The 23942-nt window shown below is 72.0% G+C and carries 12 protein-coding genes; 7 read left to right on the top strand and 5 right to left on the bottom strand.

The window, feature by feature from the left end:
• Nucleotides 1–28 precede the first annotated feature (28 nt).
• The 6 genes from MYSTI_RS00615 (at nt 29) to MYSTI_RS00590 (ending at nt 17222) form a co-directional block, all read left to right on the top strand.
• The gene (locus tag MYSTI_RS00615) at nt 29–715 is read left to right on the top strand and encodes a lysophospholipid acyltransferase family protein (protein WP_015345746.1); all 687 of its coding nucleotides are present in this window, start codon (nt 29–31) and stop codon (nt 713–715) included.
• 54 nt (nt 716–769) lie between these two features.
• Nucleotides 770–4075, top strand: a complete 3306-nt coding sequence (locus MYSTI_RS00610) for a carboxypeptidase-like regulatory domain-containing protein (protein WP_086009825.1) — start codon at nt 770–772, stop codon at nt 4073–4075.
• A 100-nt stretch (nt 4076–4175) separates the two neighbouring features.
• Nucleotides 4176–6905 carry a hypothetical protein gene (locus tag MYSTI_RS00605; RefSeq protein WP_015345744.1) on the top strand — a complete coding sequence of 910 codons (2730 nt, stop codon included), beginning with the start codon at nt 4176–4178 and terminating at the stop codon, nt 6903–6905.
• A gap of 73 nt (nt 6906–6978) precedes the next feature.
• Complete coding sequence (locus MYSTI_RS45180) at nt 6979–13509, top strand: HEAT repeat domain-containing protein (RefSeq protein ID WP_015345743.1); 6531 nt, start codon at nt 6979–6981, stop codon at nt 13507–13509.
• Nucleotides 13506–15350, top strand: coding sequence for a hypothetical protein (locus MYSTI_RS00595; protein WP_015345742.1), 1845 nt, complete (start codon nt 13506–13508; stop codon nt 15348–15350). Before MYSTI_RS45180 ends, MYSTI_RS00595 begins: the two co-directional genes overlap by 4 nt.
• Before the next feature lie 411 nt (nt 15351–15761).
• Nucleotides 15762–17222, top strand: coding sequence for a reverse transcriptase family protein (locus MYSTI_RS00590; protein ID WP_015345741.1), 1461 nt, complete (start codon nt 15762–15764; stop codon nt 17220–17222).
• A gap of 14 nt (nt 17223–17236) precedes the next feature.
• Here the strand turns inward: MYSTI_RS00590 and MYSTI_RS00585 are convergent, their stop codons facing one another.
• Nucleotides 17237–18115: an alpha/beta hydrolase gene (locus MYSTI_RS00585; protein WP_015345740.1), complete on the bottom strand. Its 879-nt coding sequence runs from the start codon at nt 18113–18115 to the stop codon at nt 17237–17239.
• Nucleotides 18116–18289: 174 nt separating this feature from the next.
• On the opposite strand from MYSTI_RS00585, the gene MYSTI_RS00580 reads away from it, so the two are divergent.
• Nucleotides 18290–19816, top strand: coding sequence for a GMC family oxidoreductase (locus MYSTI_RS00580; RefSeq protein ID WP_015345739.1), 1527 nt, complete (start codon nt 18290–18292; stop codon nt 19814–19816).
• 57 nt (nt 19817–19873) lie between these two features.
• Here the strand turns inward: MYSTI_RS00580 and MYSTI_RS43585 are convergent, their stop codons facing one another.
• The 4 genes from MYSTI_RS43585 to lnt form a co-directional block, all read right to left on the bottom strand.
• Complete coding sequence (locus MYSTI_RS43585) at nt 19874–20023, bottom strand: hypothetical protein (RefSeq protein ID WP_169558595.1); 150 nt, start codon at nt 20021–20023, stop codon at nt 19874–19876.
• Nucleotides 20024–20126: 103 nt separating this feature from the next.
• The gene (locus MYSTI_RS00575; protein WP_233278122.1) at nt 20127–21590 is read right to left on the bottom strand and encodes a multicopper oxidase family protein; all 1464 of its coding nucleotides are present in this window, start codon (nt 21588–21590) and stop codon (nt 20127–20129) included.
• 215 nt (nt 21591–21805) lie between these two features.
• Entirely contained in the window at nt 21806–22210 is a 405-nt protein-coding gene (locus MYSTI_RS00570; RefSeq protein ID WP_044282645.1) for a hypothetical protein, read from the bottom strand.
• Between the two features lie 95 nt (nt 22211–22305).
• Nucleotides 22306–23934 (bottom strand): apolipoprotein N-acyltransferase, encoded by a 1629-nt coding sequence (gene lnt, locus MYSTI_RS00565; protein ID WP_015345736.1) that lies wholly within the window; start codon nt 23932–23934, stop codon nt 22306–22308.
• Nucleotides 23935–23942: the final 8 nt, after the last annotated feature.

Genomic DNA, 23942 nt, shown 5'->3' with positions numbered 1-23942 from the left:
CTGGACGTTCCTCGGAATCTCCAGCCTGGTGCTCTTCCTGGGCGCCATCCTCGTCTGGGCCCTCACCACGCCGTTCGACAGGAACGGGCGGGTGCTGCACCTGTATTCGTGCTTCTGGGCACAGCTCTACTTCTACGCGAACCCCCTCTGGCACCTGAAGGTGGACGGCCGTGAACACCTGCCCTGGCGAGGCCCGGCGGTGCTCGTGTCCAACCACGAGTCGCTGGGCGACATCCTGGTCCTCTTCGGGCTCTATCGCCCCTTCAAGTGGGTCTCCAAGGCCGCCAACTTCAACCTGCCGCTCATCGGCTGGAACATGCGGCTCAACCGCTACGTGCCGCTCGTGCGTGGGGACAAGGAGAGCATCATCCAGATGATGGCGGAGAGCGAGCGCTGGCTCGAGCGCGGCGTCCCCATCCTCATGTTCCCGGAGGGCACGCGCTCGGCGGACGGACAGCTCAAGCCCTTCAAGGACGGCGCCTTCGCCCTGGCCTTGAAGATGCGCTGCCCCATCATCCCCATCGTGCTCACAGGCACCGCCCGCACCCTGCCCAAGCACGGCCTGGTGCTGGAGACCTCCGCGCACTGCCATGTCCAGGTCATGCCGCCGGTCGACTCGACGGGCTTCCACGATGTGGCCGTCTTCCGCGAGCACATCCGAGACCTCATCGTCGCCGAGAAGGCCCGTCTGGAGGCCCTCCCCGCCCGCGCCTGAACCCGTGGCGACTTCGCCCGGAGAGCCCTGCTAGCGTGCCTCCACTGGGAGGGGATGATGCGAAGGCCATCCGCGGTGGCACTGATGCTCGGGGTGTTGGCCCTGGGCTCCGTCGTGGCGGTCCTCGCCTTCCGCACGGCCTCCCACGAAGCACCTCCCGCCGCCGCGTCCAGGCCCTCCGCCACCAGGCCCGCCACACCGCGTGAGCCCACGCCCCCGCCGAAGGGCGCGCTGTCCCTGCACGGCCGCGTCCTCCGCGAGGACCAGAGCCCCGCGGCGGGCGTGGAGGTCTCCGCCACGCGCTCCATCCCCGGCGAGTCCCTGTCCGGGCGCCCGTGTGGCAAGGACGCCGCGACGCCGCTGTCATCGGCCCGGTGCGAGGACGTGCGGGCGCTCCTCGAGGTGATGGACGACGGCTCCGGCGCGGCGCCCGTGGTGGGCCGCACCACCACGGCGGCGGATGGCTCCTTCACGCTGGAGGGACTCACCGAGGGCCCGGTCGCGCTGTGGGCCCTCTCGCCTCGGGGGGCGGCGGTGGAGCTCACCGTGGCGGCGGGCGCACGGGACGTGACGCTGGTGCTCGCGCGAGCGCTCCACGGACAGGGACGCGTCATCGACGAGGCCGCGCGCCCCGTGGGGAACGCCAGCGTCACGCTCTTCCACCTCGAGCACTCCCGCTTCTTCGAGGCGTTCACCGACAAGGACGGCCGCTTCACCCTGGGCCCCGTGCCCTCGGGCGAATACACGCTCGTCGTCTTCAGCCCGGGCCTGCTGCCGCTCTGGGTGCCGGACCTCTTCCTGGAGGGACTGCACGAGGAGGAGCTCGTGCTGCACCGGCCTCGGAGCATCATCGGACAGGTGCTTCAGGACGAGCGCCCCGTCGCGGGAGCCGAGGTCGAGACCCACGACGCCTCGCATCGCCAGGTGACGGACGCGCACGGGCGCTTCACGCTGGAGAACCTCGCCCCCGGGCGCTTCATCCTGTGGGCACGGCATGGAGACCAACAGGGCGAGGCGGTGACGGAGCTGGAGGAGGAGCAGGACCGCGCGGAGGTGACGGTGCGGCTGGGGACGCTCTTCCGCGTGGTGGGCACGGTGCGCGACGAGGCCGGCAAGCCCATCCCCGACGCGCTGGTGGAGATGAGCCCGGCGCAGGAGGTGCTTCGCACCCGCTCCATCCACGCCACCACGAAGGAGGACGGCGGCTTCGTGCTCGACCGCGCGCCCCTGGACCGCATGTCCTTCAGCGCCTGGGCGGAGGGCTTCCAACAGACCGAGCCTCAGAGCCTCGTGGTGACGGCCGACATGCCGCCCGTGGACTTCGTGATGAAGCGCGCCTTCGTCGTGGAAGGCATCGTCACGGACCCGGAGGGCAAGCCGCTGGCGGAGGCGCTCGTCACCGGCGTGAAGCGGGAGCGCGCGCTGCGCCCCCTGCACGAGCGGCCCTCCGAGTCGCCCTACGAGCAGAGCGAGACGGCGGACTCCTACACCAACGAGCAGGGCCACTTCCTGCTCAACCTGACCGAGCCCGGGCTCCACCTCATCACCCCCGAGGCCGAAGGGTTCGTCGGAGCCTCCGTGGAGGTGGAGGCCCCCGCCCGGGACGTGAGGCTGGTGATGAACCCGGGCGCGCGGCTGCAGGGCCTCGTGGTGGACGCGCGGGGCGAGCCCATCCCGGAGGTCACCCTCACCCTCCATGACGCCAAGGAGAAGGAAATGCTCGTCTCCATGGGCCCCAGCGACGAGCACGGGCGCTTCAGCGTGGGCGGCCTGCCCGCGGGGGGACCGTACCTGCTGGTGGCGGAGTTCGAGGTGGGCGGCGTGCACCGCACCTCGCTCCCCGTGGAGCTCCGAGACCGTGAGACGACGAAGGTGACGGTGCGCATGAACACCGGGCTGTCGGTGTCGGGCATCGTCGTGGATGAGGCGGGCATTCCCGTCGCCGATGTCGGAGTGCATGGCGCCTCCCTGGAGCAGACCCTCGCGCGCATGGCGGAGGAGTCCGTCAGTGACTCCGTGGTGCCCTCCATCGCCACCACGGATGCCCAGGGGCGCTTCACGCTCCACCACGTGCCGCCGGGGTCTTGCCGGCTGATGATTCAGAAGCAGGGCTATGTCCTGCGCGGCGAGCCCGCCTCCGACGAGGAGCCGGCGCCGCACGAGCCCCAGGTGCTCGTGCCCGCGGGCGCGACGGGCGTCCGGCTGGTGCTGCGGTACCAGGGGAGCGTGCGCGGCCGGCTGATGCGCGAGGACTACTCCCCCATCACCCGCTTCAACATCAACGAGGAGCCACGCAGGGACCCGCTCGGTGCCTTCCGCGTCCTGGTGGATCAACCCGGGGACATGACGCTGACGCTGGAGGCCCCCGGCCTCACCCGGCTGGTGCGCGAGGTCCACGTGGCGGCGGGCCAGGACGTGGACCTGGGTGATGTGGTCCTCAAGGCGGGGCGGCGGGTGCGCGGCCGGGTGCTGGACACACGCACCGGCCAGCCCCTCTTCGGCGTGGAGATCGAAGCCAGCACCCCGCCCTCCCTCTCTCCGGACCGGGACCCGGAGGCCTATGTCGCGCCCTTGGCGCTCGCGACCACGGGCGCGGGAGGCGTCTTCGAGCTGCCGCCCCTGGAGCCGGGGCCCCTGCTGCTGAAGTTCCGCCACCCCGAGTACCTGTCGCACGAAGAGCACGTCGGCCCGGCGGACACGGAGCTGGAGACGCGGCTCTCCGCCGGCGCGCGGCTGGAGGGCAGCGTGGTGGACCGACGCGGGCGCCCCGTCCAGAGCCACGTGGGGATAACGCCGCTGTCCCCCCAGGGTGAGGACACCCGGTACAAGTACACCCGCGGCAAGCAGGGGATGTTCATCGCCTCGGGGTTGATGCCTGGGGACTACGCCATCGCCCCGACGGAGGCGGAGAACGCCGAGGGCCGCCCCATCTCCTTCCTGCCCCGGCTCGTGAGCCTGGGCCCCTCCGAGAGCAAGACCCTCCAGTTCCAGGAGCGGGTGGGCCCGGCCACGCTCCAGCTGCGGCTGGCGGAGGCGAACCGGAACCCCGAGGACCCCTTCGGGGGCATCGCCTTCATCAAGGTCCACCTGCTCCCCGCCCCCCTCCCCCCGCTCACCTCCCGGAGGCAGTGGGAGCAGCTCTCCACCGCCCTGGCCGTGCCGCGCCTGGACGACCCCACGACCCTGGAGGAGCACCTGACGTTCCCGGAGCTGCCCCTGGGCCGCTACACCTTCGTCATGAGGGGCACGAACGTCCGGACGCGTCAGGTCATGCTCCACCGCGAGGAGGTCGAGCTCTCCTCCGCGGGCATCACCCCCGTCGACCTGCGGCCTCGCTGGGTGCCCCTCTCCGACCCATGAGGGGGGCCGGAGCCACACGCCCTCTCTGAAAGCAAGACTTCCCAGACTCGGGCGTGCGCACACTGTCCACAGTGTCGGCTTGTGATAAGTCCTCGGGCCCATGTCGACGAGCGATGCGCTGAACGCAGCAGACCTCGAGCGGTTGGCCCAGGCGGAGTCGCCGGACCTGGCCGATGCCGTGCTCGCCTTCCTCGAGCAGCCGGAGCCCACGCCCGAGCCCGGCAAGGCACCGCCCAAGGGCGCCTTCACCTTCACGAAGCTGCGCTCCACGCTGTCCCAGTCGTGGTTCCAGGGCGGCGTCAAGCAGCGGCGCGCCTACTCGCATGCGGCGTGGCAGCGCTTCCTCGCGCAGAAGGACCTGCCCATGCCGGCGCGCTTCGCGCTGGCGGACCTGCTCGTCTCCCTCTACGAGCGGAAGACGGACGCCTCGCGCGCCATCCTCATCGACATCGCGCGCCGCGCGGACCTGAAGTTCGGTCTGTGGGGCGGCCTCAAGCGCATCTACAAGCGGGCCGAGGCCAACCACGACGCGGAGATGTTCGGCGTGCTCGCGTGGCGCTTCGACGTGGAGCGCCGCCGCTCCCACGCGCACGAGGTCTCCATCGGCACGCTCCACTACCTGCGCCTGCGCGCGTGGCGCTACCTGCGCCACCTGGGCGCGGCCGTCCCGGAGCTGTACCCGCAGTTCGCGGTGGAGGTGCTGCGCCACTACGACGAGGACACGTCGTGGAGCTCGCTCTGGGTGGCCCACCACATCTGGGCGCACGACTCCAAGAAGTACACGACGCGCGCCTTCCCCATCCAGCCGCCGACGGACCTGGTGAAGCACCGCGCGTTCTCCGACGCGTGGAAGCGCTCGCCGGACGCGCTGATGCGGCTGCTGGACACGTGCCTGTCGGACCCGGCCGCGCGCTTCGCCATCCAGGGCCTGCGCAAGGACTTCCCGGAGGCGCTGCGCAAGGTGACGCCCGCGTGGCTGGACCGGCTCGCGCGCCGTCCGCTGGCCAGCGCGCATGACTTCCTGGTGGAGACGCTGCAGGGCTCCCCTGAGTTCCACCAGGGCAAGCTGCGGGAGCTGGGGCTGCACGAGGCGGTGCTCGCGCTGCTCATGTCCCCCAGCAACAAGGCGCGCACGTACGCCATCGAGTACTCCCGCGCCCACGCGTCGGACATGCCCACCGAGCGGCTGATGACGCTGGTGGCCGACGGCGCCAACGACGTGAAGGCGTTCGCCGCCGCGCTGCTGGAGAAGCGCAACCCGCGCGACCTGGGCATCGAGCTGCTCGGCCGGCTCCTGTCGTACAAGCCCACGGCGGCCTTCGCGGCCAAGTCGCTGGAGCAGTCCTTCGACCGCGCGGAGCTGACCGCCAGCTTCCTGCGCGACATGTACCTGGGCACCCACGAGCAGCTCACCTGGGCCAAGGGCTTCGTCGCGTCCAAGTACCCCGGCACGGAGATGCCGGTGGCCTTCTGGAAGGACCTCCTCGAGGACCCTCGGCTGGAGGAGGACCCGGACCCGGTGGAGGACCTGGCGGTGAAGGCGCTGTCTGCGTACACGCCCGCGGCCATCGGCCCGGAGTGGCTGCTGGACAAGACGTCACACCGTCGCATCGGCAACACGGTGGCCCGCTGGCTGAACCGCGCGGACAGCCTGCCCGGGCTGGACGTGGAGAAGGTGAAGGGGCTGGTCTTCAGCGCGAAGCACCGCCACGTGGCGCTGACGCTGCTGGGCAACCGCAAGCTGTTCACCGCGCGCCAGCTCACCGTGCCCTGGCTGCTCGCGCTGGCCCGCCGCGCGGACCCGACGCTGCACGACTTCGCGCACCGCTACCTGCTGGAGAACGTGGCCCCCGCGGACTTCAGCGACACGGGCGACGCGGCCGCGGGCCTGGAGCGCCTGTTCGACCTGGCGCTGGGCGCCAAGCAGCCGGTGCCCGTGCGGGCGTTCGCCCAGACGTACCTGCGCTGCCACCACCCGGTCATCGGCCCGGAGCAGCCGGAGTCGAAGTCCTACGACATCAAGCCGCGCGCGCCTCGCAAGTCGTACACGCCGGAGAAGCTGTGGCCCGCGCTGTTCGACACGCGCGACGACGTGCGCCGCTTCGCGCTGACCATCACCCGCGCGGAGCTGCGCGCCTGGGGCTGGCACACGCGCGTGTACGAGCTGGCCGACTCCGACGCGAAGGAGATTCGCAACCTCGCCTACGACGCGCTCCTGCGCGCCGGTGAGGAGGGCGCGGACGCGCGGCACGTGCTGCACCCGGAGGAGCTGGACCCGGTGAAGGTCTTCTCCCTCACGGAGAGCACCAAGCGCAGCACGCGCGAGGTGGCCGTGGAGCTCATCCGCCGGCACTACGCGCGGCTGGGGGGCGCGGAGCGGCTCACGTGGCTGATGCAGAGCGCGGACCGCGAGGTCGGCCTGTTCGCCGTGCGCCTGCTCTGGGAGAAGCACCGCCCCACGCACCTGCCGGAGGGCTGGAAGCCGTCGGGCGCGAAGGAAGCCCCCTCGGCGGGGGGTGGCGAGCGCTTCGCGGACGTCGCGGCGCTGCGCGACTTCCTGCGCAAGATGCTCTTCGGCCTGCCCCCGGGACGCGCGAAGGAAGCGCGCGAGGGCGAGGTGCAGAAGCGCCTGTCGGCGAGCGAAGCCAAGCGCCGCGTCATCGAGCTGGTGCGGGACCTGGGCCTGGACGACGAGAACTTCGCCCGCGTCATCGCGCCCGTGCTGGAGGAGTTCACCGGCTCCATGGCGAAGGGTGAGTGGCAGAGCTGTCTGGCATCCTTGGTCCAGTTGCGCGCGGCGCACCCGGACGCGCGGCTCGGGAGTTTCTGAGTCCCGCGCGTCGTCCGTTGCCCTCCATTGCGCCCCTTCGCGATGTTAAGAAGAGCGGCCCCGAAGGAACATCATGTCCGTCCTCGCCATCGGCAACATCGAGAAGCTCCGTGCACTCGCGGCCAACACGCGGGTGCTGCTGCTCGGCGGCGCTCGCGCCTCCACCGCCAGCCGCGTCACCGCGTTCGAGCCCGGCACCAACAAGGTGCTGTGGAGCACTGAGTTCCCCTCCGCGGTGAACGCCCTGGCCCTCTCGGGCGAGCGCTTCGCCGCCGCGTGCGCAGACGGCGCGCTGTGCTTCGGCACGCTGTCCGACGGACAGGTGCAGGGGCGGCTCGAGGGTGCCCACGCGGGCGGCATCACCTCGCTGGCCTCCGGCGTGGACGGCAAGCTGCTCTTCACCGCGGGCGCGGATGGCGCCGTGCGCGGCTGGGAGTGGGAGTCCACGCGCAAGGTGCACGAGTGGGTGGCGGCCGCGCAGCCGCTGCGCGCCGTGGCGGTGGACCCGTCCGGGACGTTTGTCGCCTGTGGTGGCGACGACGGCGTGGTGCGCTCCATCACCCGCGCCACGGGTGAGCGGCGCGACATGACGGGCCATGAGGGCGCGGTGCGCGCGCTGGCCTTCACGCCGCGCGACGGCCGGCTCGTCTCCGGTGGCGACGACGGCAAGCTGCGCTTCTGGTACCTCGTCGGCGCGGTGGAGTTCGAGGTCCGCGGCGACAAGGACACCGGCCACGCCGGCGCCGTGCTCGCCCTGCTCTTCCCGCCCACGCCCGCCGCGCAGAACGACGAGGAGCCCTCCGACCGCGTCTGGTCCGCGGGCAGCGACGGCAAGGTGAAGGCGTGGAAGCTGGACGAGCGCCGCAAGCCGCGCACGTTCGACTGCGGCAGCAAGCCGGTGAACGCGCTGGTGTTCATGCCGCCCGCCAACCCGCGCGCGGCGAAGACGGCGCTGGGCTCGGTCTTCACCGCGAGCGACGACCGCCGCGTCTTCCGCTTCGGCATCGAGGTGGACGGCAAGCCGGCCAATGACCAGGACACCTCGCGGCACGGCCTGGACGTGCTGACGGAGTCGCTGAAGGCGGGCCGCCCCAAGCGCGAGGCCGCCGTCCGCGAGGCCGTGGTGCTGGACGAGCCGGAGGCGCTCGAGTTCGTGCTCCAGGTGCTGAGCACGGACAAGGAGGCGGAGGTCCGCCGCGTCGCCGCCATCGAGCTGGGCCTGAAGGGCCGCGTCGGTGCGCGCGCGAAGCTGCGCGAGCGCCTCAGCGACGACCATCCCCAGGTGCGCGCGGAGTCCTTCAAGGCGCTCGAGAAGCTGGAGACGGAGTCGGCGCTGGCCGCCCCCCGCGCCGCGCTGGAATCGCGCTTCGTGGACATGCGGGTGGAGGGCCTGCGCAAGCTGGCGAAGCTGGGCGGCACGTCCCCGCTGATTCCGTCCCTCATCGCGGGGATGCTCGGGCAGAACGACTCCGCGGTGGCGCTGGCCGCCCTGGACGCGCTGGTCGAGGTGAGCCCCGCGGGAGACACCGAGCCGCTGCGCGCCGCCTTCGAGCGCGGGCTGTCCGCGCTGCGCGTGGAGGTGCTCATCCGCATCGCCGGGGCGGGCTTCCTGGGCCACCCCCGCCTCCAGCCGCTGGTCGCTCGCGCGCTGGACGACGTGGAAGCCGACGTGCGCCGCGTGGCCTTCACCATCCGCGTGATGGAGCGCCGGGCCCTGTCCCACGCGCTGGAGAGCCGCGACGAGGACTTCGCGCGCGCCGTCAAGGACGTGGCCCGCCGCCTGGCCATGCGCACCCGGCAGGGGGCGCCGTCGCTCACGGACGCGGACATCCAGACCGCTCGCGACACCATGCCCGCGCAGGGCACCGTCGGAGGCACGCTGACGGAGAACGACCTGGAGCCGCTGGTCGCCGCCATGGCGTGCCGGACGCCGGACACCGCCGTGCACGGTGCGCGCGGCCTCGCGCTCCTGGGTGACGCGCGGGCGCTGGGCGCGCTGCTCCAACTGTCCCGCGAGCCGGAGGCGGTCATCCGCCGTCAGGCCGCCCTCTCGCTCCAGGCCCTCCAGGACGCGCGTGCTCGCGAGCGGCTGGTGTGGATGCTGGACGACGAGAACGCGGACGTGCGCGCCGTCTCGCTCGACGCCGTGGTGGCGCTGAGCGTGGAGGCCCCGCTGTCCTCGGCCGAGGCGGCGCTGCGCTCCGGCCACGAGGACGTGCGCGTGCGCGGCCTGGACCGGCTGGTGAAGCTGGGCTCGGCGGCGCAGGGCGCGGAGTCGCTGCTCGGCGACGCGCTGGAGGACGAGTCCGCCAAGGTGCGCGGCGAGGCGTTCCGCACGCTGTGGGCCTGGAACGAGAAGGTCCCGGAGAAGGCGCTGGACCGCGCGCTCTCCGGCCGCTTCCCGGACCTGCGTCACCGCGCCGTGGAGGTCCTCTCCCAGCGCGGCACCGAGGGCTGGGCGCAGGAGCGCCTGAAGAAGTCCGTGGAGGACCGCGACGCAAGCGTCGCCACCGCCGCCTACGAGGCGTGGGTGAAGCTGGTCGGCAAGGAGAAGCCGGAGCCGCACCTGGCGGCCCTGGCCTCCACGCTCACGTCGCTGCGCGTGCTGGGCGCGAAGGGCTCCGTCCACGCGCCCGCGGAGCCCTTGCGCTCGCCGTTGCTCAAGCGCGTGCAGGACGAAGAGGTGGAGGTCGCCGTCGCCGCGCTGGAGGCGCTGGACAAGCTGGTGACCACCGAGAACGGGCCGCTGCTCGCGGGCCTCGCGGCGGCGTCGCTGCTCGTTCGCGTGCGCGCCGCGGAGCTGCTCGCCCCGCGCGGCGCCGAGGACATCATCGAGCCCATGCGCGGGCTGATGGACAAGGAGCTGGAGCGCACCTACCCGCTCGCGTTCCTCGCCCCGCTGCGCGTGCGCGGCGCGCGGGCCCTGGCGTCGCTGGGCTCGCGGCGGCTGCTCTCGTGGTTCGCCACCACGCTGGTGACCAGCGACCAGGGGGACCTGCAGGAGCAGGGCGCCCGCGGCCTCGCCACCGCCAGCCGTCGCGGCGACGAGGGCTACCTGCTGGACACGCTGGGCCACGCCAACGTGGCGGTGCGCTCGTGGGGCGCGGACGGCCTGGCGCGACTGGGGGACGTGCGCGCCCTGCCGGTGCTCACCGGCAACCTGCGCCATGACCACCTGCCCATCCGGCTGGGCGCCATCCTCTCCTTCGCGGCCCTGGGCTCGCAGGGTGATGGTGGCCTGCTGCACGGCCTGGAGGACCGCGCGCGCGAGGTGCAGGAGATGGTGTTCGCCATCGTCCTCGCTCGCGACTTGCGCGCCACCCGTCAGGGCGAGCCGCCGGACCTGCTCGCCAGCGCGCTGTCCAGCGGAAGGCCGGAGGTGCGCTACGCCGCGGCCCGCGCGCTGGAGCTGCGCACGGAGCCGGACGCGTACCGCGCCCACCTGGTGGACGTGCTGCTGCCGCCCCGCCCGGACAAGGTCGGCGACATGAAGGACTGGCCCTCGGAGGAGGACCGCGCCAAGCGCGTCGTCGGACTCGCCGAGGCCCTCTCCAGCGCGCAGCCCGAGCAGCGGTACGCGGCGGCGCAGGTGCTGCTGCTGCGCAACAAGCCGCTCGACTACTTCCGCGAGGCGCAGAAGGTCGCGCGTCCGCGCACGCTGGAGTCCCCGTGGAAGCCGGAGACGGCGCCCACCACGTCTCCCGTGCAGGCCACGCCCGGCAAGAGCTGGCTGCGCCGGCTGTTCTCCGCGGTGAAGCCCGGCACGAGCGCGCCCGAGCCCACCGCCAACGAGGAGCGTCAGCACCTGCGTCGGCTGGCCTTCGGCGCGTACGTGGGCCTCCTGCGGCAGGTGGCCGCGGGGGATGACGAGAGCCACCGCGTCCGCCGCGACGCCGTGGACCGCGTGGTGAAGCTCACCCAGGAGGGCTACGCGGGCACCCCCGCCGCCGTCGCCGCGCTGCTGCGTGCCCTGGAGGACCCGCACCAGCTCGTGCGCAAGGCCGCCCTCGCGGGCCTCAAGGAGCTGTTCCCCGCGGGCAGCGATGAGCCGCTGTCGCTCGCGCTGGCCTCGCTGTCGCCGGACGTGGCCCGCGCCGCGCTGGACGAATTGGCCGCGCGCGGTGACGCCGCGAAGGCGCGCATCACCGCCGCGCTCAACTCGCCGCTGGCGGACGTGCGCCGCTACGCCTTCGAGCTGCTGGAGAAGCTCAGCCCCTCCGGCAGCCTGGAGCCGCTGCTCGCCGCGCTGAGCAGCGAGCACGCCGACCTGCGCGTGGGCGTGATTGAGCGGCTGGCGGGCGCCAACGACTCGCGCGTCACGGAGGCGCTCGGTCGCGCGATGGCCAGCGAGCACGAGGACCTGCGCCTGCGCGCGTCCGAGCTGCTGGCGATGCGCGGAGATGACCGGGCGGTGGAGGTGCTGGCCATCTTCCTGCGCTCGGAGACGGCCCCCGTCGCCAAGCGCGCGATGGAGGCGCTGCACCGGCTGGGCACCCCCGCCGCGGTGAATGCCCTGGCCGCGCGCCTGGCCGCCGCCCCGGACGTCAACGAGCGTCAGCGCCTGGTCGCCGCGCTGGGACAGACGCGCCGGCCGGAGGCGCTGGACGTGCTCGCGCGCCGGAGCCACGAGGACGAGTCGAGCGCGGTGCGCGTCGCCACCGTGGCGGCCGCCATCTCCATCGCCGGCCCCGACGAGAAGAAGCGCGACCATGCGCTCGCGGTCCGCTTCCTGCGCTCGGCGGTGAAGAGCGCGGACGCGGCGGTGCGGCTGGAGGCCCTGCGCCCGCTGGAGCACGGCGCGGAGGTGGGCCAGTCGGAGATTCTGCTGAGCCTCTTCTCCGACCGGGACGGCGCCGTTCGCGCGGAGGCGGTGGCGCTGTACTCCAAGCGCGTCATCGAGCACGGCGCTCCGGTCGCGCCGCTGGAGGACGTGCTGCGCGCGGGAGCCCGGGAGCTGATGCTGCCGGCCGCCGAGGCGGTCGCGCACCTGCGCGGTGTCAGCGCGCTGCGGCCCCTGCTGCTGTACGCCCGCGCGGGTGAGGATGGACAGCGCGAGCGTGCCCTCTTGGCCCTGGGCTCGCTGGGTGACGTGCGTGCGCTGAGCGAGCTGGAGGCAGTGGCCGCTGGCGGCACGCCCGAGGCCCCCACGGAACCGTCGATGATCTGGGCGGCGATGGAGGGCCTGGGACGGCTCGCGGGCCGCATGCCGGATGGCGACGAGCGCCGCCGCATCGAGGAGAAGGTGGAGGCCGCCGCGGTGGAGGGCTCCTCCACGGAGCTCCAGGAGGCCGGCGTGAAGGGCCTGCGCGCCATCGGCGGCGAGCGCGCCCGCGTGAAGCTGGAGGCGCTGCTGCTGGACCCGGGCACGGACAGCGACGTGGCCCTCACCGTGGTGAAGGAGCTGGCGAAGCTCAAGGACCTGGAGTCCGAGGCGGCCCTGGCCACCACGCTGGACGCGGATGACGACGACCTGCGCGCGGAGGCTCGCAAGGCGCTGGACGTGCTCTTCCCCACGCAGCGCACCCGCGTCGAGTTCCTCGCCGTGGCCAGCAAGTACGACGACATCTCCGACCCCGCCGCGGACTACCTGGCGAAGGAAGGCGAGCCCGCGCTGCTGGTGCCTCGGCTGGCCACGTTGACCAGCCAGGACCTGCGGCTGCGCCTGCGGCGCGGACTGGCCCGGCGCGGCGTCATGCCCGTGCCGGAGACGGTGGCGCTGCTGGGCCACGACAAGGTGGCGGCCCGCGAGGAGGCGGCGCTGCTCTTGGGCACGTGGACCGGCGAGGCGCGTCAGCCCGGCCAGGTCGACCTCTCGGGGGTGGCTCGCGCACTGGTCACGGCCGAGCGCCGCACGGCGACCGACTGGGCCTCCACGCTCCCGGGCCCCAAGCGCCAGGAGCAGACCACCGCGTGGGAGCGGCTCCTGTGGGCCGGCTCGCGCCTGGGCGCCGCGGGCATCGCGGACTCCGCGCGAGCGATTCTCCAGGGCGGCGAGACCAAGGCCCCCGCGTCCGTGCGCCGCGAGGCCGCGAACGCGCTGGAGCGACTGGGCACCGCGGGCGGCACGCTGAAGCTGACGGGCCAGGACACGGGCCCCGTGATGTCGAACGACAAGGAGCGCACGGCCACCGCCGAGGTGCTCAAGGCCGCGCTGACGGACCCGGACTCGCAGGTGCGCTCGGCCGTCGCGGACGCGCTGGCGCACCTGGTCCCCGACCGCGCGGGGGCCTGGGCGCTGGAGGTGAAGCCCTTCGACCCGGTGGCCATGGGCCCCATGGGCGCGAAGGTGTCCACCGACGCGCTCGCCACCTCCGAGGGCCGTCGCCTCGCGGAGCCCGCGCTGCTGGGGAGCCGCGACCTGGCGCCGCTGAAGGTGCTGTCCGCCCACGCGAAGCCCGAAGTGAAGCAGGAAGCATGGGCCGGCATGGGCCGGCTCGGCGGAGACGAGGCGGCGAAGCTGCTGCACGAGTCCGCGTTCGACAAGTCGAACTCCGTGGAGCTGCGCAAGGCCGCCTGGCGCGCCCACAAACGCGCGCGGCGCGCCGCTGACCGCACGCGCAAACTGAGCCAGGTCCAGACCGAGAAGGAAGGTACCCCGTCGTGACGACCGCCACCCGTCACCCCGTCGAGCTTCGCTACGCCACCACGAGCGACGTGGAGTCGACCGCGGACGCCTCGCGTGTGCTGCTGGCCCTGGAGGGCTCTCGCGGCACCGTGGGCGTGCGCGGGCGCGTGAAGGACTCCGCGCTCTTCCGCGACACGCTCACCGCCGCGTTCGGCATCCTCTCCAGCGACTTGCGCTACCGGGGCAAGGACCGCACCGCGTACCTCGCCTACCTCATGAAGCAGGGGAAGCGGGCCACGGCGCAAATCTGGGAGGCGCAGAAGGCCTTCCTCGACAACGCGCTCGACGGCGAGGAGAAGCAGGACGCGCTGCTGGACCCGGTCCTCACCGTGGACCCGGACAGCGTCTCGCTGGAGGTCTTCTCCCGCGACGAGAGCGCCTACGCGCGCCTGTCCTTCGACAACGGCCTCTTCGACGGCCGCGAGGCCGCGCACGGCTCCACCTTCCTGGACGTCCCCGCGGACCTCCCGGCCCGGATGGACCGCCTGCGCACCTACCTGCCCGTCTCACTGGACGCGCACGTCGCGCTGCCCGCGAAGGCCGCCCGCGAGCCTCGCAACGTGGAGGTGCCGCACGCCTGGCTGCGCGGCTTCCTCCAGGTGCAGTCCGCCGCCACGCTGCCGTCCAGCACGTGTGAGCTGGCCCCCATCGACCTCTACAACCTCCTCTTCGCGCTGCGCACCCGCAAGGCGAAGAAGGCCCCGCGCGCCCTGCGCTTCGAGCTGGTCCCCGGCGCGGCGCCCCGGCTGGTGCTGGAGCCCTGGGAGCTGGTGCTGGAGTGCCACGGGGGCAAGTACACGGGCACGTCCCCCGCCGTCGTGCGCACCTTCGGCCGTCAGCGGCTGATGGCGCTCGCGCGGCTGTTGCCCCACGCGAAGTCGGTGCGCCTGCAGCTCATGGGGCCGGGCCTGCCGGTGTTCTGGGTCATCGACATGGGCTCGGCCACGCTGACGCTCGGACTCACGGGCTGGACGGAGAGCGGCTGGTCCTCCGCCGCGGCCTTCGACGTCCTCATGCCCCGCGCCGTCCCGGAGGGCCTGGCCCAGTCGCTGCGAGACAGGCTGCGCGCCGAAGGTCCGCTGTCCTTCGAGACGCTCGTCGCCGGAGCCAACGGCGCGACGAAGGAGCAGGCGCGCGCCGCCCTCCAGCTCGAGTGCCTGCGCGGCCGCGTCCTCTTCGACCTGTCCAAGGGCCAGTACCGCCCCCGCGACTTGATGGCCACGCCGGTGGACGAGTCCGTCATCCGCTTCGGCAGCGAGCGCGAGGCCCGGGCCCACCGCCTGCTGGGCGACGGCTCCGCGGGAGCGGGCGAGGTGAAGCTCACCAAGGTCCACGACGTGGTGGGCGAAGGCACCCGCATCCACGGCGAGGTGGTGGACCGCGAGGCGGTGCGCAGCTTCTTCCCCAGCTTCCTGTTGGACTTGGAAGGCCGCGTGAAGGAAGCCACCTGCGGCTGTCCGCACTTCCGCCGCTCCGGCATGCGCGAGGGCCCCTGCGAGCACCAGTTCGCGCTGCGCCTGGCCTACTCGCGCCGCCGCACCGAGGAGGAGGCCCTGCGCCGCACTCCCGAGGGCCGCAAGCTCATCCGCGCGGAGACGCGCTCCTACGTGCGCCGCGACGCGGAGAGCGGACAGGAGATGGTGTACCGCGTCTCCCTGGATGGTCAGATTGTCGCCGTGGAGTGGGGCCTTCGCACCGGCGAGGCGCGTCACCAGCGGCTCTGGTTCGACTCCGACGCGGAGGCGCGCTCGGCGTATTTCACGCGGCTGGAGACGCTTTCCGCCGACGGCTACATCGACGCGGCGTCGTCCTTGGTGTAAACCACTCAACAACGGCTCGGCCGCCTCGGTGCGGCCGAAAGGGCAGGTGCGACGGAAGACACGATGAGACGCGCTTCAAGCGCGAGCAGCCGAGAGAGGTCCGGAGTGCATCAGCCTGAGCGCCTCGAGCGCGGGAGCGGCGTTGCGCCGCTCCGGTTGGAATGCAGGACACTCTCCGCAAGGTAGCCTGTTCTTGGCTCTCTCCCTCCTAGGCACTGCGGCCGGGGCGGGCAGCGGAGTCAACGACGCGACCGCCGTTCGCCCGCCCCGGCCGCAGTGCCTAGGAGGGGAGAGCCGGTGAGGCTACCGTGCCCCAGGTAAGATGGTGGTGCTTTCCCGGCCTCCCTCGACTGCTCGCGACAGACAGCCGCCTCATCCAACGCCGCCGCCCTCCCTCTCGAAGGTGCTGACATGACCGGCAGGCTGGAGTCCTTCGTCCCCGCAGCAGCACCGCAGACCGTTCCCACCCCCGCGCCCCAGGCCGCCACCGCCACCGCGCTCGTCCAGCGCGAGGCCCGGCGCGTCGCCTACGAGGCGCTCGTCACGCGCTGGAAGGCCATCGTCGAGGCCGGCGGCGCGGACGCGTGGGTGCAGGCCCAGCTCGTCTCCCGCGGCCTCGCCGTCGGCGACCTGGAGTCCGGCGTCACGGAGAAGGAGAAGACGGCCTGGAAGGAGAAGAAGAAGGCCGAGGCCACCGAGCGCCGCGCCCTCCTCCGCCAGACGCATGAAGCGTGGAAGGCCACGCACGTGGGCCACCTGGGCCCCAACATCCACTGGGAAGAGAAGGACGGCGGCTCCGACAAGTTCGACATCCCGCACCGGGAAGAGCGCGCCCGCGCCAACGGCATGCCGGAGCTGGGCTCCGCGGAGGCGCTGGCGAAGGCGCTGGGGCTGAGCATCTCCAAGCTGCGCGGCTTCGCCTTCCACCGCGAGGTGGACACCGGCTCCAACTACGTCAGCTGGGGCATCCCCAAGCGCGACGGCGGCACGCGCACGATTACGTCCCCCAAGCCGGAGCTGAAGGAAGCCCAGCGCTGGGTGCTGGCCAACGTGGTGGAGCGGCTGCCCGTGCACGGCGCGGCGCATGGCTTCGTCGCGGGGCGCTCCATCCTCACCAACGCGCTGGCCCACCAGGGCGCGGACGTGGTGGTGAAGGTGGACGTGAAGGACTTCTTCCCCTCCGTCACGTGGCGCCGGGTGAAGGGCCTGTTGCGCAAGGGCGGCCTGCCGGAGAACGCCTCCACGCTGCTGGCGCTGATGTCCACCGAGGCCCCGCGCGAGACGGTGCAGTTCCGAGGCAAGACGCTGCACGTGGCCAAGGGCCCGCGCGCGCTGCCCCAGGGCGCGCCCACGTCTCCCGGCATCACCAACGCGCTGTGCCTGAAGCTGGACAAGCGCCTGTCCGCGCTGTCGAAGCGCCTGGGCTTCACCTACACGCGCTACGCGGACGACCTCACCTTCTCGTGGACGAAGGCGAAGCAGCCCAAGGCCCGCCGCGCCCAGGGCGCCCCGGTGGCGGTGCTGCTGACCCGCGTGAAGGACGTGGTGGAGGCCGAGGGCTTCCGCCTGCACCCCGAGAAGACGCGCGTGAGCCGCAAGGGCACGCGTCAGCAGGTGACGGGGCTGGTGGTGAACCAGGCCCGCAACGGAGTGCCCGCCGCGCGAGTCCCCCGCGACGTGGTGCGCCGCCTGCGCGCCGCCATCCACAACCGGGAGCAGGGCAAGCCCGGCCGCGAGGGCGAGTCACTCGAGCAGCTCAAGGGCATGGCCGCCTTCGTCTTCATGACGGACGCCGCCAAGGGCCGCGCGTTCCTCGACAGCCTGGCGCGGCTCGAGGCCCGTGAGACGCCGGAAGCCCCGAAGGTCACCTGACCCGCGGCCACGCCTCAGGGCGTGGCGGTCTCCTCCCGCAGCGCGGCATCGAAGAAGGCCCGGAGCCTGCGCGGATACTCCGCGGGCTCCACGGTGCTGAAGCCGCCGTGGCTCGCGCCATGGATGCGCCACGTCTGGGCGTACTCGCGCACGTGCGCGAAGAGCGCATCCGCCAGCGGCTGTCCGGACTCCTCCGAGCCCATCACGATGAGCAGGGGCCTTGGCCGGATGTGGTCCACCGCGTCGATGGTGCGCACCTCCTCGAGCGCGATGTCGCGCCGCCAGAACGGCACCAGCGCGGCCGTCTGAGTGAGAACACCGAAGCGCCGGAAGTCATACGCCGCCGCCAGCCACAGCGTGTTGAACGGCGACAGCAGCACCACCGCGCGCACCTCGGCGTCCTTCGCGGCGACCTCCGCCACCGCCGCCGAGCCGATGGAGAAGCCCAGCGCCGCCACCCGCTTCGGGTCCACGTCCTCGCGAGCCCGCACGAACTCCAGCGCGGCCTTCACGTCCCGCCGCTCGCGGTCTCCCCAGGTGGAGAACTCGCCCTGGCTCTCCCCATGCGCGCGCAGGTCGAAGAGCAGCACGCCGTAACCCGCGTCCGCGAGGATGCGTGCCTCGGGCAGCAGGTCCGCGCGTGTCTGTGAAAGGCCGTGAGCCATCACCACGGCGGCGCGGTTGCGCGACGGCACATACCAGCCGCGCAATTCCAACCCATCCGAGGTGAACAGCCGCACATCCTGCGCCCGCGCGAAGTCCGCGGGCTTCGTCGGGGGCGTCCTCGGGTAGTGGAAGTACGCCTCCGAGTGGCGATACGCCCGAGCAGCCAAGCCGCCGGAGACGAGTACGCCCAGCCCCACCACGGCGACGAAGACTCGCTTCCACTTCATGAAACAGAGCCACCTTCCCCGGGTCATTCACGCCCGGCTGCTTCTGCCCCACGCGAGTCACGCGCGACATGGGGGAGCGTCCATGGTCAATCTCGCGCGGCACAGTTTACACTGAGGACACTTGAACTCGCGGTGAGACACGCCGCGCACCACCTTTGCATTCGCAGGGATGCTGTGAGCACGTCCAAGAAGACTTTCGATGCGGTGGTGGTGGGCTCCGGAGCGTGTGGTGGGTGGGCGGCCAAGCAGCTCACCGAAGCAGGGCTGAACGTCCTCGTGCTGGAGGCGGGCCGCAGTGAGCGCTCGGACCGGCTGCTCTGGCTGTGGCACCGCATCCGGCAGAAGCTGCTGGGCTATCGCGCGGAGTCGGATGACTCGCGCAAGCAGCGCCAGTCGGTGCAGTCCACCACCTTCGCGTGGCCCTTCCATCCCCACGCCTTCGTGGACGACGTCGACAATCCCTACACCACGCCGAAGGACGCGCCCTTCGCGTGGATTCGCGCGCGGCAGGTCGGCGGGCGCACCTCCGTGAAGGCGCACGGCCGCCAGTTCTATCGGCTGTCTGATTTCAACTTCAAGGCGGGCAGCCGCGACGGACAAGGGCCGGACTGGCCGCTCTCCCTGGAGGACCTCCGGCCGCACTACGAAACGGTGGAGCGGTGGATGGGCGTGCACGGCAACGCGGACGGGCTCGACACCCTGCCCGACTCCGTCTTCGCCTCGCACATCCCGATGAACCCCGCCGAGCAACGGCTGAAGGAGCGCGTCGAGCGTCGCTGGCCGGAGCGCCGCGTGGTGGTCCGCCGCACCGCCTCCGCGCCCATCACCATCCCCGCGGCGCTGAAGACGGGCCGCCTCACCCTGCGCACGCACGCGGTGGTGAACCAGGTGCTGTACGACGCGAAGACGGGCCGCGCCTCGGGCGTCACCTACGTCGACACGAGCACGGGCAAGACACTGGAGGCCCACGCCCGCGTGGTGGTGCTCGCCGCGGGGACCATCGAGACGACGCGCCTGCTCCTGCACTCGCGGAGCGCGGCGTTCCCGGAGGGCCTCGGCAACTCCTCGGGGCAATTGGGCCGCAACCTGATGGACCACACGTACCTGCTCGGCATCGAGGCGCGGATGAACCTGCCCCCCGAGCAGCAACGCGCCGAGCAGAGCTGGGCGTACATCCCCCAGTTCCGCAACGTCACCTCCCAGGAGGACGGCTTCGCGCGAGGCTACGGCGTGCAGGTCTTCACCTACGCGGACACGTGTCACTTCGTTCCCTTCGGAGAGATGGTGCCGCGCCCGGGCAACCGCGTGACGTTGAGCGCCACGGTGAAGGACCGCTGGGGGATTCCCGCGGCGCACATCGACTGCCGTCACTCGGACAACGAGCTGAAGATGTCCGCGGACGCCGTGGCCGCGTGCCAGGAGATGATGAAGGAGGCGGGCTTCACCGTGGAGAAGGTGAACGACGCCCTCTCCACCCCGGGCATGGCCATCCACGAGGTGGGCACCGCGCGCATGGGCTCGGACCCGAAGACGTCCGTGCTCAACGCGTGGAACCAGAGCTGGGACGTGTCCAACCTCTACGTCATGGACGGCGCCAGCTTCCCCTCGCAGGGACCGCAGAACCCCACGCTGACCATGATGGCGCTCGCCGTGCGAGCCAGCGCCCACGTCGTCAGCGAGCTCGAGGCCGGCAGGCTCTAGCCTCTCGGGCGGCCACCGCGTCACCGCTCCACGCGGGGCCGCCCCGTCAGCGACACCTCAAGCGCCGGGCTTGGGCGTGCCCTTGCCATTCGGTGGGCTGGGCTTCTCGCGCAAGCTCAGGCGCGAGCTCCACATCGCGGGCGTCACGACGACGATGAGCAGCGTCAACAGCACGGTTCCAATCATCAGCTCCCAAATCATGTCCATGGTGTCACCTGGTGAAGCAAAGGGTTCGGGGATGCGTTCGTGAATCCGGGGGATGCGTGAGGAGTGCCCACCGGTCGGCTCGGCCCCGGCGGGCGAAGCGAAGTCAGCGGGCGCGCACGTCAATCAAGGCCATCATCCCGGCCTCGGCGTGCTCGAGGATGTGGCAGTGCACCATCCACGAGCCCACGTCGGTGGGGACCATCGCGAGGTCCACCGTCTCGCGTCCTCGGATGAGCACGGTGTCTCGGAAGAACGGCTCATCCACGGGCACGCCGTTGCGCGCGAGCAGGCGGAAGAACATCCCGTGGTGGTGGATGGGATGCAGCCGGGCCGACTCGTTGACGTAGCGCAGCCGATAGAACTGGCCCTGCGTCAGCGTGAGAATCGGCTCTTCGTGGTGGTGCTGCGCATGGTCGACGAACGCCTTGCCGTCAATGGTCCACTCGATGCCGAGCGGCCCTCCACCGCGGGCATTCAGTCGGAAGGTGTGGTGCTCCGGAACCTCCAGGGCCGTCTTCCACGCGGGGACGTGCGCGCGAGCGGGGGACTCGAAGGTGGGAGGCTCCACGGGCTCGCCCTCGATGACGATGTCGGCGAGCGCGTTGGGACGCCGTGAGGAGAACCGGTCCACGACGGTGAAGGGCGCGGCCAGGCTCTGGTTGAAGGTGATGTCCAGGTCCATGCGGTTGCCGGGAGCCAGCTCGATGCCCGCCGGGTCGATGGGCTCGCGCAGATACATCCCATCCACGGCGATGAGCTTCGCGGCCAGGCCGGAGAAGTCCGGCATCACCACGCGCCCGTTCGACGAGTTGAGCATGCGCAGCCGGATGCGCTCCCCTGGACGCACGCTCAACGCCTCGCGCAAGTGCCCGTTCACCGTGATGACGTTGCCCCACCGTCCATCGTGAGACAGGTCATGTCGGGTGTTGAAGCGCGGGTCCACCTGCCCTGTCGGGTCCAGCAGCCAGTCGTCCACCACCCACATCACGTCGCGGCTGTAGGGCGGAGGGTTCGCGTCCTCGACGATGAGCACCCCGTACAGCCCGCGCTCCACCTGCTCGCTGCCGCGCACGTGCGGATGGAACCAGTACGTGCCCGCGTCCTTCGGGGTGAACTCGTAGACGAACGTCCCCCCGGGCTTCACCGGTGGCTGCGTGGCATTCGGCACCCCATCCATGGCGTTGGGCAGACGCACGCCGTGCCAGTGGATGGTCGTCTCCTGCGGGAGCTTGTTGGAGAAGCGGACCCGCAGCGTCTCACCCAGACGGATGCGCAACTGCGGCCCCGGCACCTGGCCGTTGTAGGCCCAGACGCGCAGGCGGCGGCCATCCAGGAGCTCGACCTCGGTGGGCTCGGCGACGATGTCGAACGAGCGGACCTTCCCGTTGGGGCGGGCCTCCCACGGATACGCGCCCGTGAACTCCCGCAGCGCGGTCCGCGCGGCGCGGGGTGACTCGGCCGTCCCCTGCTTCGAGCAGGAGGTGGCGGCGGTGATGAACAGCAGCGGAAGGGCGATGCGACGTGCGCCGGCCACGAGGGCTCGCACGCACCAGGAAGTAGTCCACACGTTGTCAGGCTCCAGACAGGAGTCAGCGGCTGGCCGGAGCGATGACGCGCGCACCCGGCCCCTCGAAGCGTCCCGAAGGCGACGGCCTCACGGCCCCGGTGCGCGGAGCACACCGAGGACATGCGCGTCGCCTCGCGCACGGGGACACGGCCTGACGGCGCCTCGAAGCAACGGCCCCGAAGAGACGGCATGGCTCGGCCCGCGCGCCGGAGCGCTCAGATGAGCAGCGTGCGGATGCGGAGGAAGACAGGCGGCCCCTGCGCGTGGGGCACATCCCAGAGCGCGAGCGACCGCTGAGGCCCGTACGCAGGCGCCTGGGCATGGAGCCAGGCGGCCGGAGGCAGGGCCGGGGGCGCGGCGAGGAAGGGGCTGTAGCTGGAGAGGCTCGCCTCGGTGGGCGCGGGCAGGTCCCAGTGGGGCTCGTCGCAGCAGTCCGACTGGAACGCGGGTTGGCTCCGGGCGTCGTCCGCCGCGTGTGCCTCCGTGTGGGGGCACTCGCACTTGGACGAGCGTCGCTGGACCTGTCTCTCGCAGTAGTGCCCCAGCCCGGCCACACCGCTGGCGACGACCTGCCAGCCGAGCAGCAGCGCGAGCGTGAGGAGGCGCGACAGTCCAGACACGATGCCTCGGGTATACGCCCCGTCCGCCCCCGCCGCAACGCACGCGAACCGGGAGGGACGTGCGCCGCTGACAGGCGCCATTCGAGAACCTCCGGCTAGAGCCTGGTGCCTCGTCCGCCCAGCGCCGCGCCGCCCAGGAGGAGCACCGCCAGCAGCAGCGCCACCGGCCCCAGCCAGTTGCCCCACTGCAGGGCCAGCGAGGGACGCACCGTCGCCGACGGCACCCGCATGACCCGAGTCCCCCGCTGGTCATCCCCGATGTCGGTGAGAATCCCTCCAGACGCATCGATGAGCGCGGAGACACCGGAGTTCGTCACGCGCACCTGCGGCCGGCGCGTCTCGATGCTGCGGAAGATGGCGTGGGTGAGATGCAGCCCGGGCCCCCGCGTGCCGGAGAACCACGAGTCATTCGACAGCGTGAGCAACAGGTCCGCGTCCTGCCGGACCTCCTCCGCGACGTACGAAGGGAAGATGGAGTCGTAGCAGATGAGCGGAGCGACGCGGAGCAGCCGGCCATCCCCCCGCCGCAGCACCACCGTCCGCGGCCCGGGCCCGGGCGACCATCGCCCCGTCCAGGGAAGCCACGCGCGAAGGTGCTCCGAGTCGAGGGCCTCCGGCACCCACTCCGTCAGCGGGAAGAGCTTGGACTTGCGATACACCGCGCGCTCGGGCGCCCCACCCTCCCTCGCCGAGGGGGACAGGAACATGGCGGCATTGAACTCACGCCCGCCCTCCACGTCGTAGGAGCCGAAGATGAGCGGCACGGCGCGAGCGGAGACATAGCCCGAGATCTCCGCGTCGAGCTCCGCGCCCGCCTCGCTCTTCGGCACCCCGAAGGGCGTCGGGTACACCGTCTCGGGCCAGACGAGCACGTCCAGCGGAGCCTCGCGCAGCAGCCCATCCGACAGGGCGTAGTGCGTGTCGAGCACCAGCCGCACCACCTCGTAAGCGCCCCGCTCCGCCTTGAGCTTCTCGTAGTTCGTGATGTTGGCCTGCACCGCGCCCACCACCAGCAGCGGCTCCGCCCGCGTCGCCGCGCGCACCTCGTGAAGGCGGACGGCGCCATAGCCCACCAACGCCGAGACGATGCCCGCCGCGGCCACCAACCGACGCAGCGCGAGCACACTCCCCCGCGTGCGGAACGCCACCACCGCCGCGAGCAGACACTCATTGACGAGCAGCAGCGCGAGCGTGAGCCCCGGAGCCCCCGCGAGGTCCGCGCCCTGGCGCAGCCGCTCCGAGTACACGAGCCCCTGGCCCAGCGTGTCCGCGAAGGGCTTGGGCGCAAGCCACTCCACACCGACGAACACCAGCACACTCGCCACGGGAGGAAGCCACGCCACCTTCGTCCCCACCGCGCGCCGCGCCAGATGTCTCGCGAGCGCGGTGACGGGGAACTGGAGCTGGAACACGGGCGCGGTGAGCAGCAGCATCGTCCAGCACAGCCAGACGGGCGCTCCCGAATAGGAGTGCAGGGCCCTGGGGAACCACGAGAAGACGACCGCGGTGAACGTGGCGCTGAGCACGCCCCCGAGCACCAGCGCTCCACGCGACGTCCGCACCTGGTCCACCGACGCGAGCCAGGGCACCAACGCCACCCAGCCCAACGACGTCCACGGCGCCTGGAGCAGCGAGAACGCCCACAGCGCCGCGGTGGTGGCGGCCAGGGCACACGCCGCGCCGACGACACGCGCCGAGCCCGCGCCCGAGGGCGAGACCTCCACCAGCCTGC

The organism is Myxococcus stipitatus DSM 14675, from assembly GCF_000331735.1.
GTDB classification, from domain to species: domain Bacteria; phylum Myxococcota; class Myxococcia; order Myxococcales; family Myxococcaceae; genus Myxococcus; species Myxococcus stipitatus.
The sequence above is the reverse complement of the archived record's forward strand: the minus strand, read 5'-3'. Positions and strand labels throughout refer to the sequence as shown.

What these genes read in the sequence shown, in the direction of transcription:
- MYSTI_RS00605 (WP_015345744.1), top strand. Translation starts at nt 4,176, where the DNA reads ATGTCGACGAGCGATGCGCTGAACGCAGCAGACCTCGAGCGGTTGGCC.
- MYSTI_RS45180 (WP_015345743.1), top strand. Translation starts at nt 6,979, where the DNA reads ATGTCCGTCCTCGCCATCGGCAACATCGAGAAGCTCCGTGCACTCGCG.
- MYSTI_RS00590 (WP_015345741.1), top strand. Translation starts at nt 15,762, where the DNA reads ATGACCGGCAGGCTGGAGTCCTTCGTCCCCGCAGCAGCACCGCAGACC.
- MYSTI_RS00610 (WP_086009825.1), top strand. Translation starts at nt 770, where the DNA reads ATGATGCGAAGGCCATCCGCGGTGGCACTGATGCTCGGGGTGTTGGCC.
- MYSTI_RS00585 (WP_015345740.1), bottom strand. Translation starts at nt 18,115, where the DNA reads ATGAAGTGGAAGCGAGTCTTCGTCGCCGTGGTGGGGCTGGGCGTACTC.
- MYSTI_RS43585 (WP_169558595.1), bottom strand. Translation starts at nt 20,023, where the DNA reads ATGGACATGATTTGGGAGCTGATGATTGGAACCGTGCTGTTGACGCTG.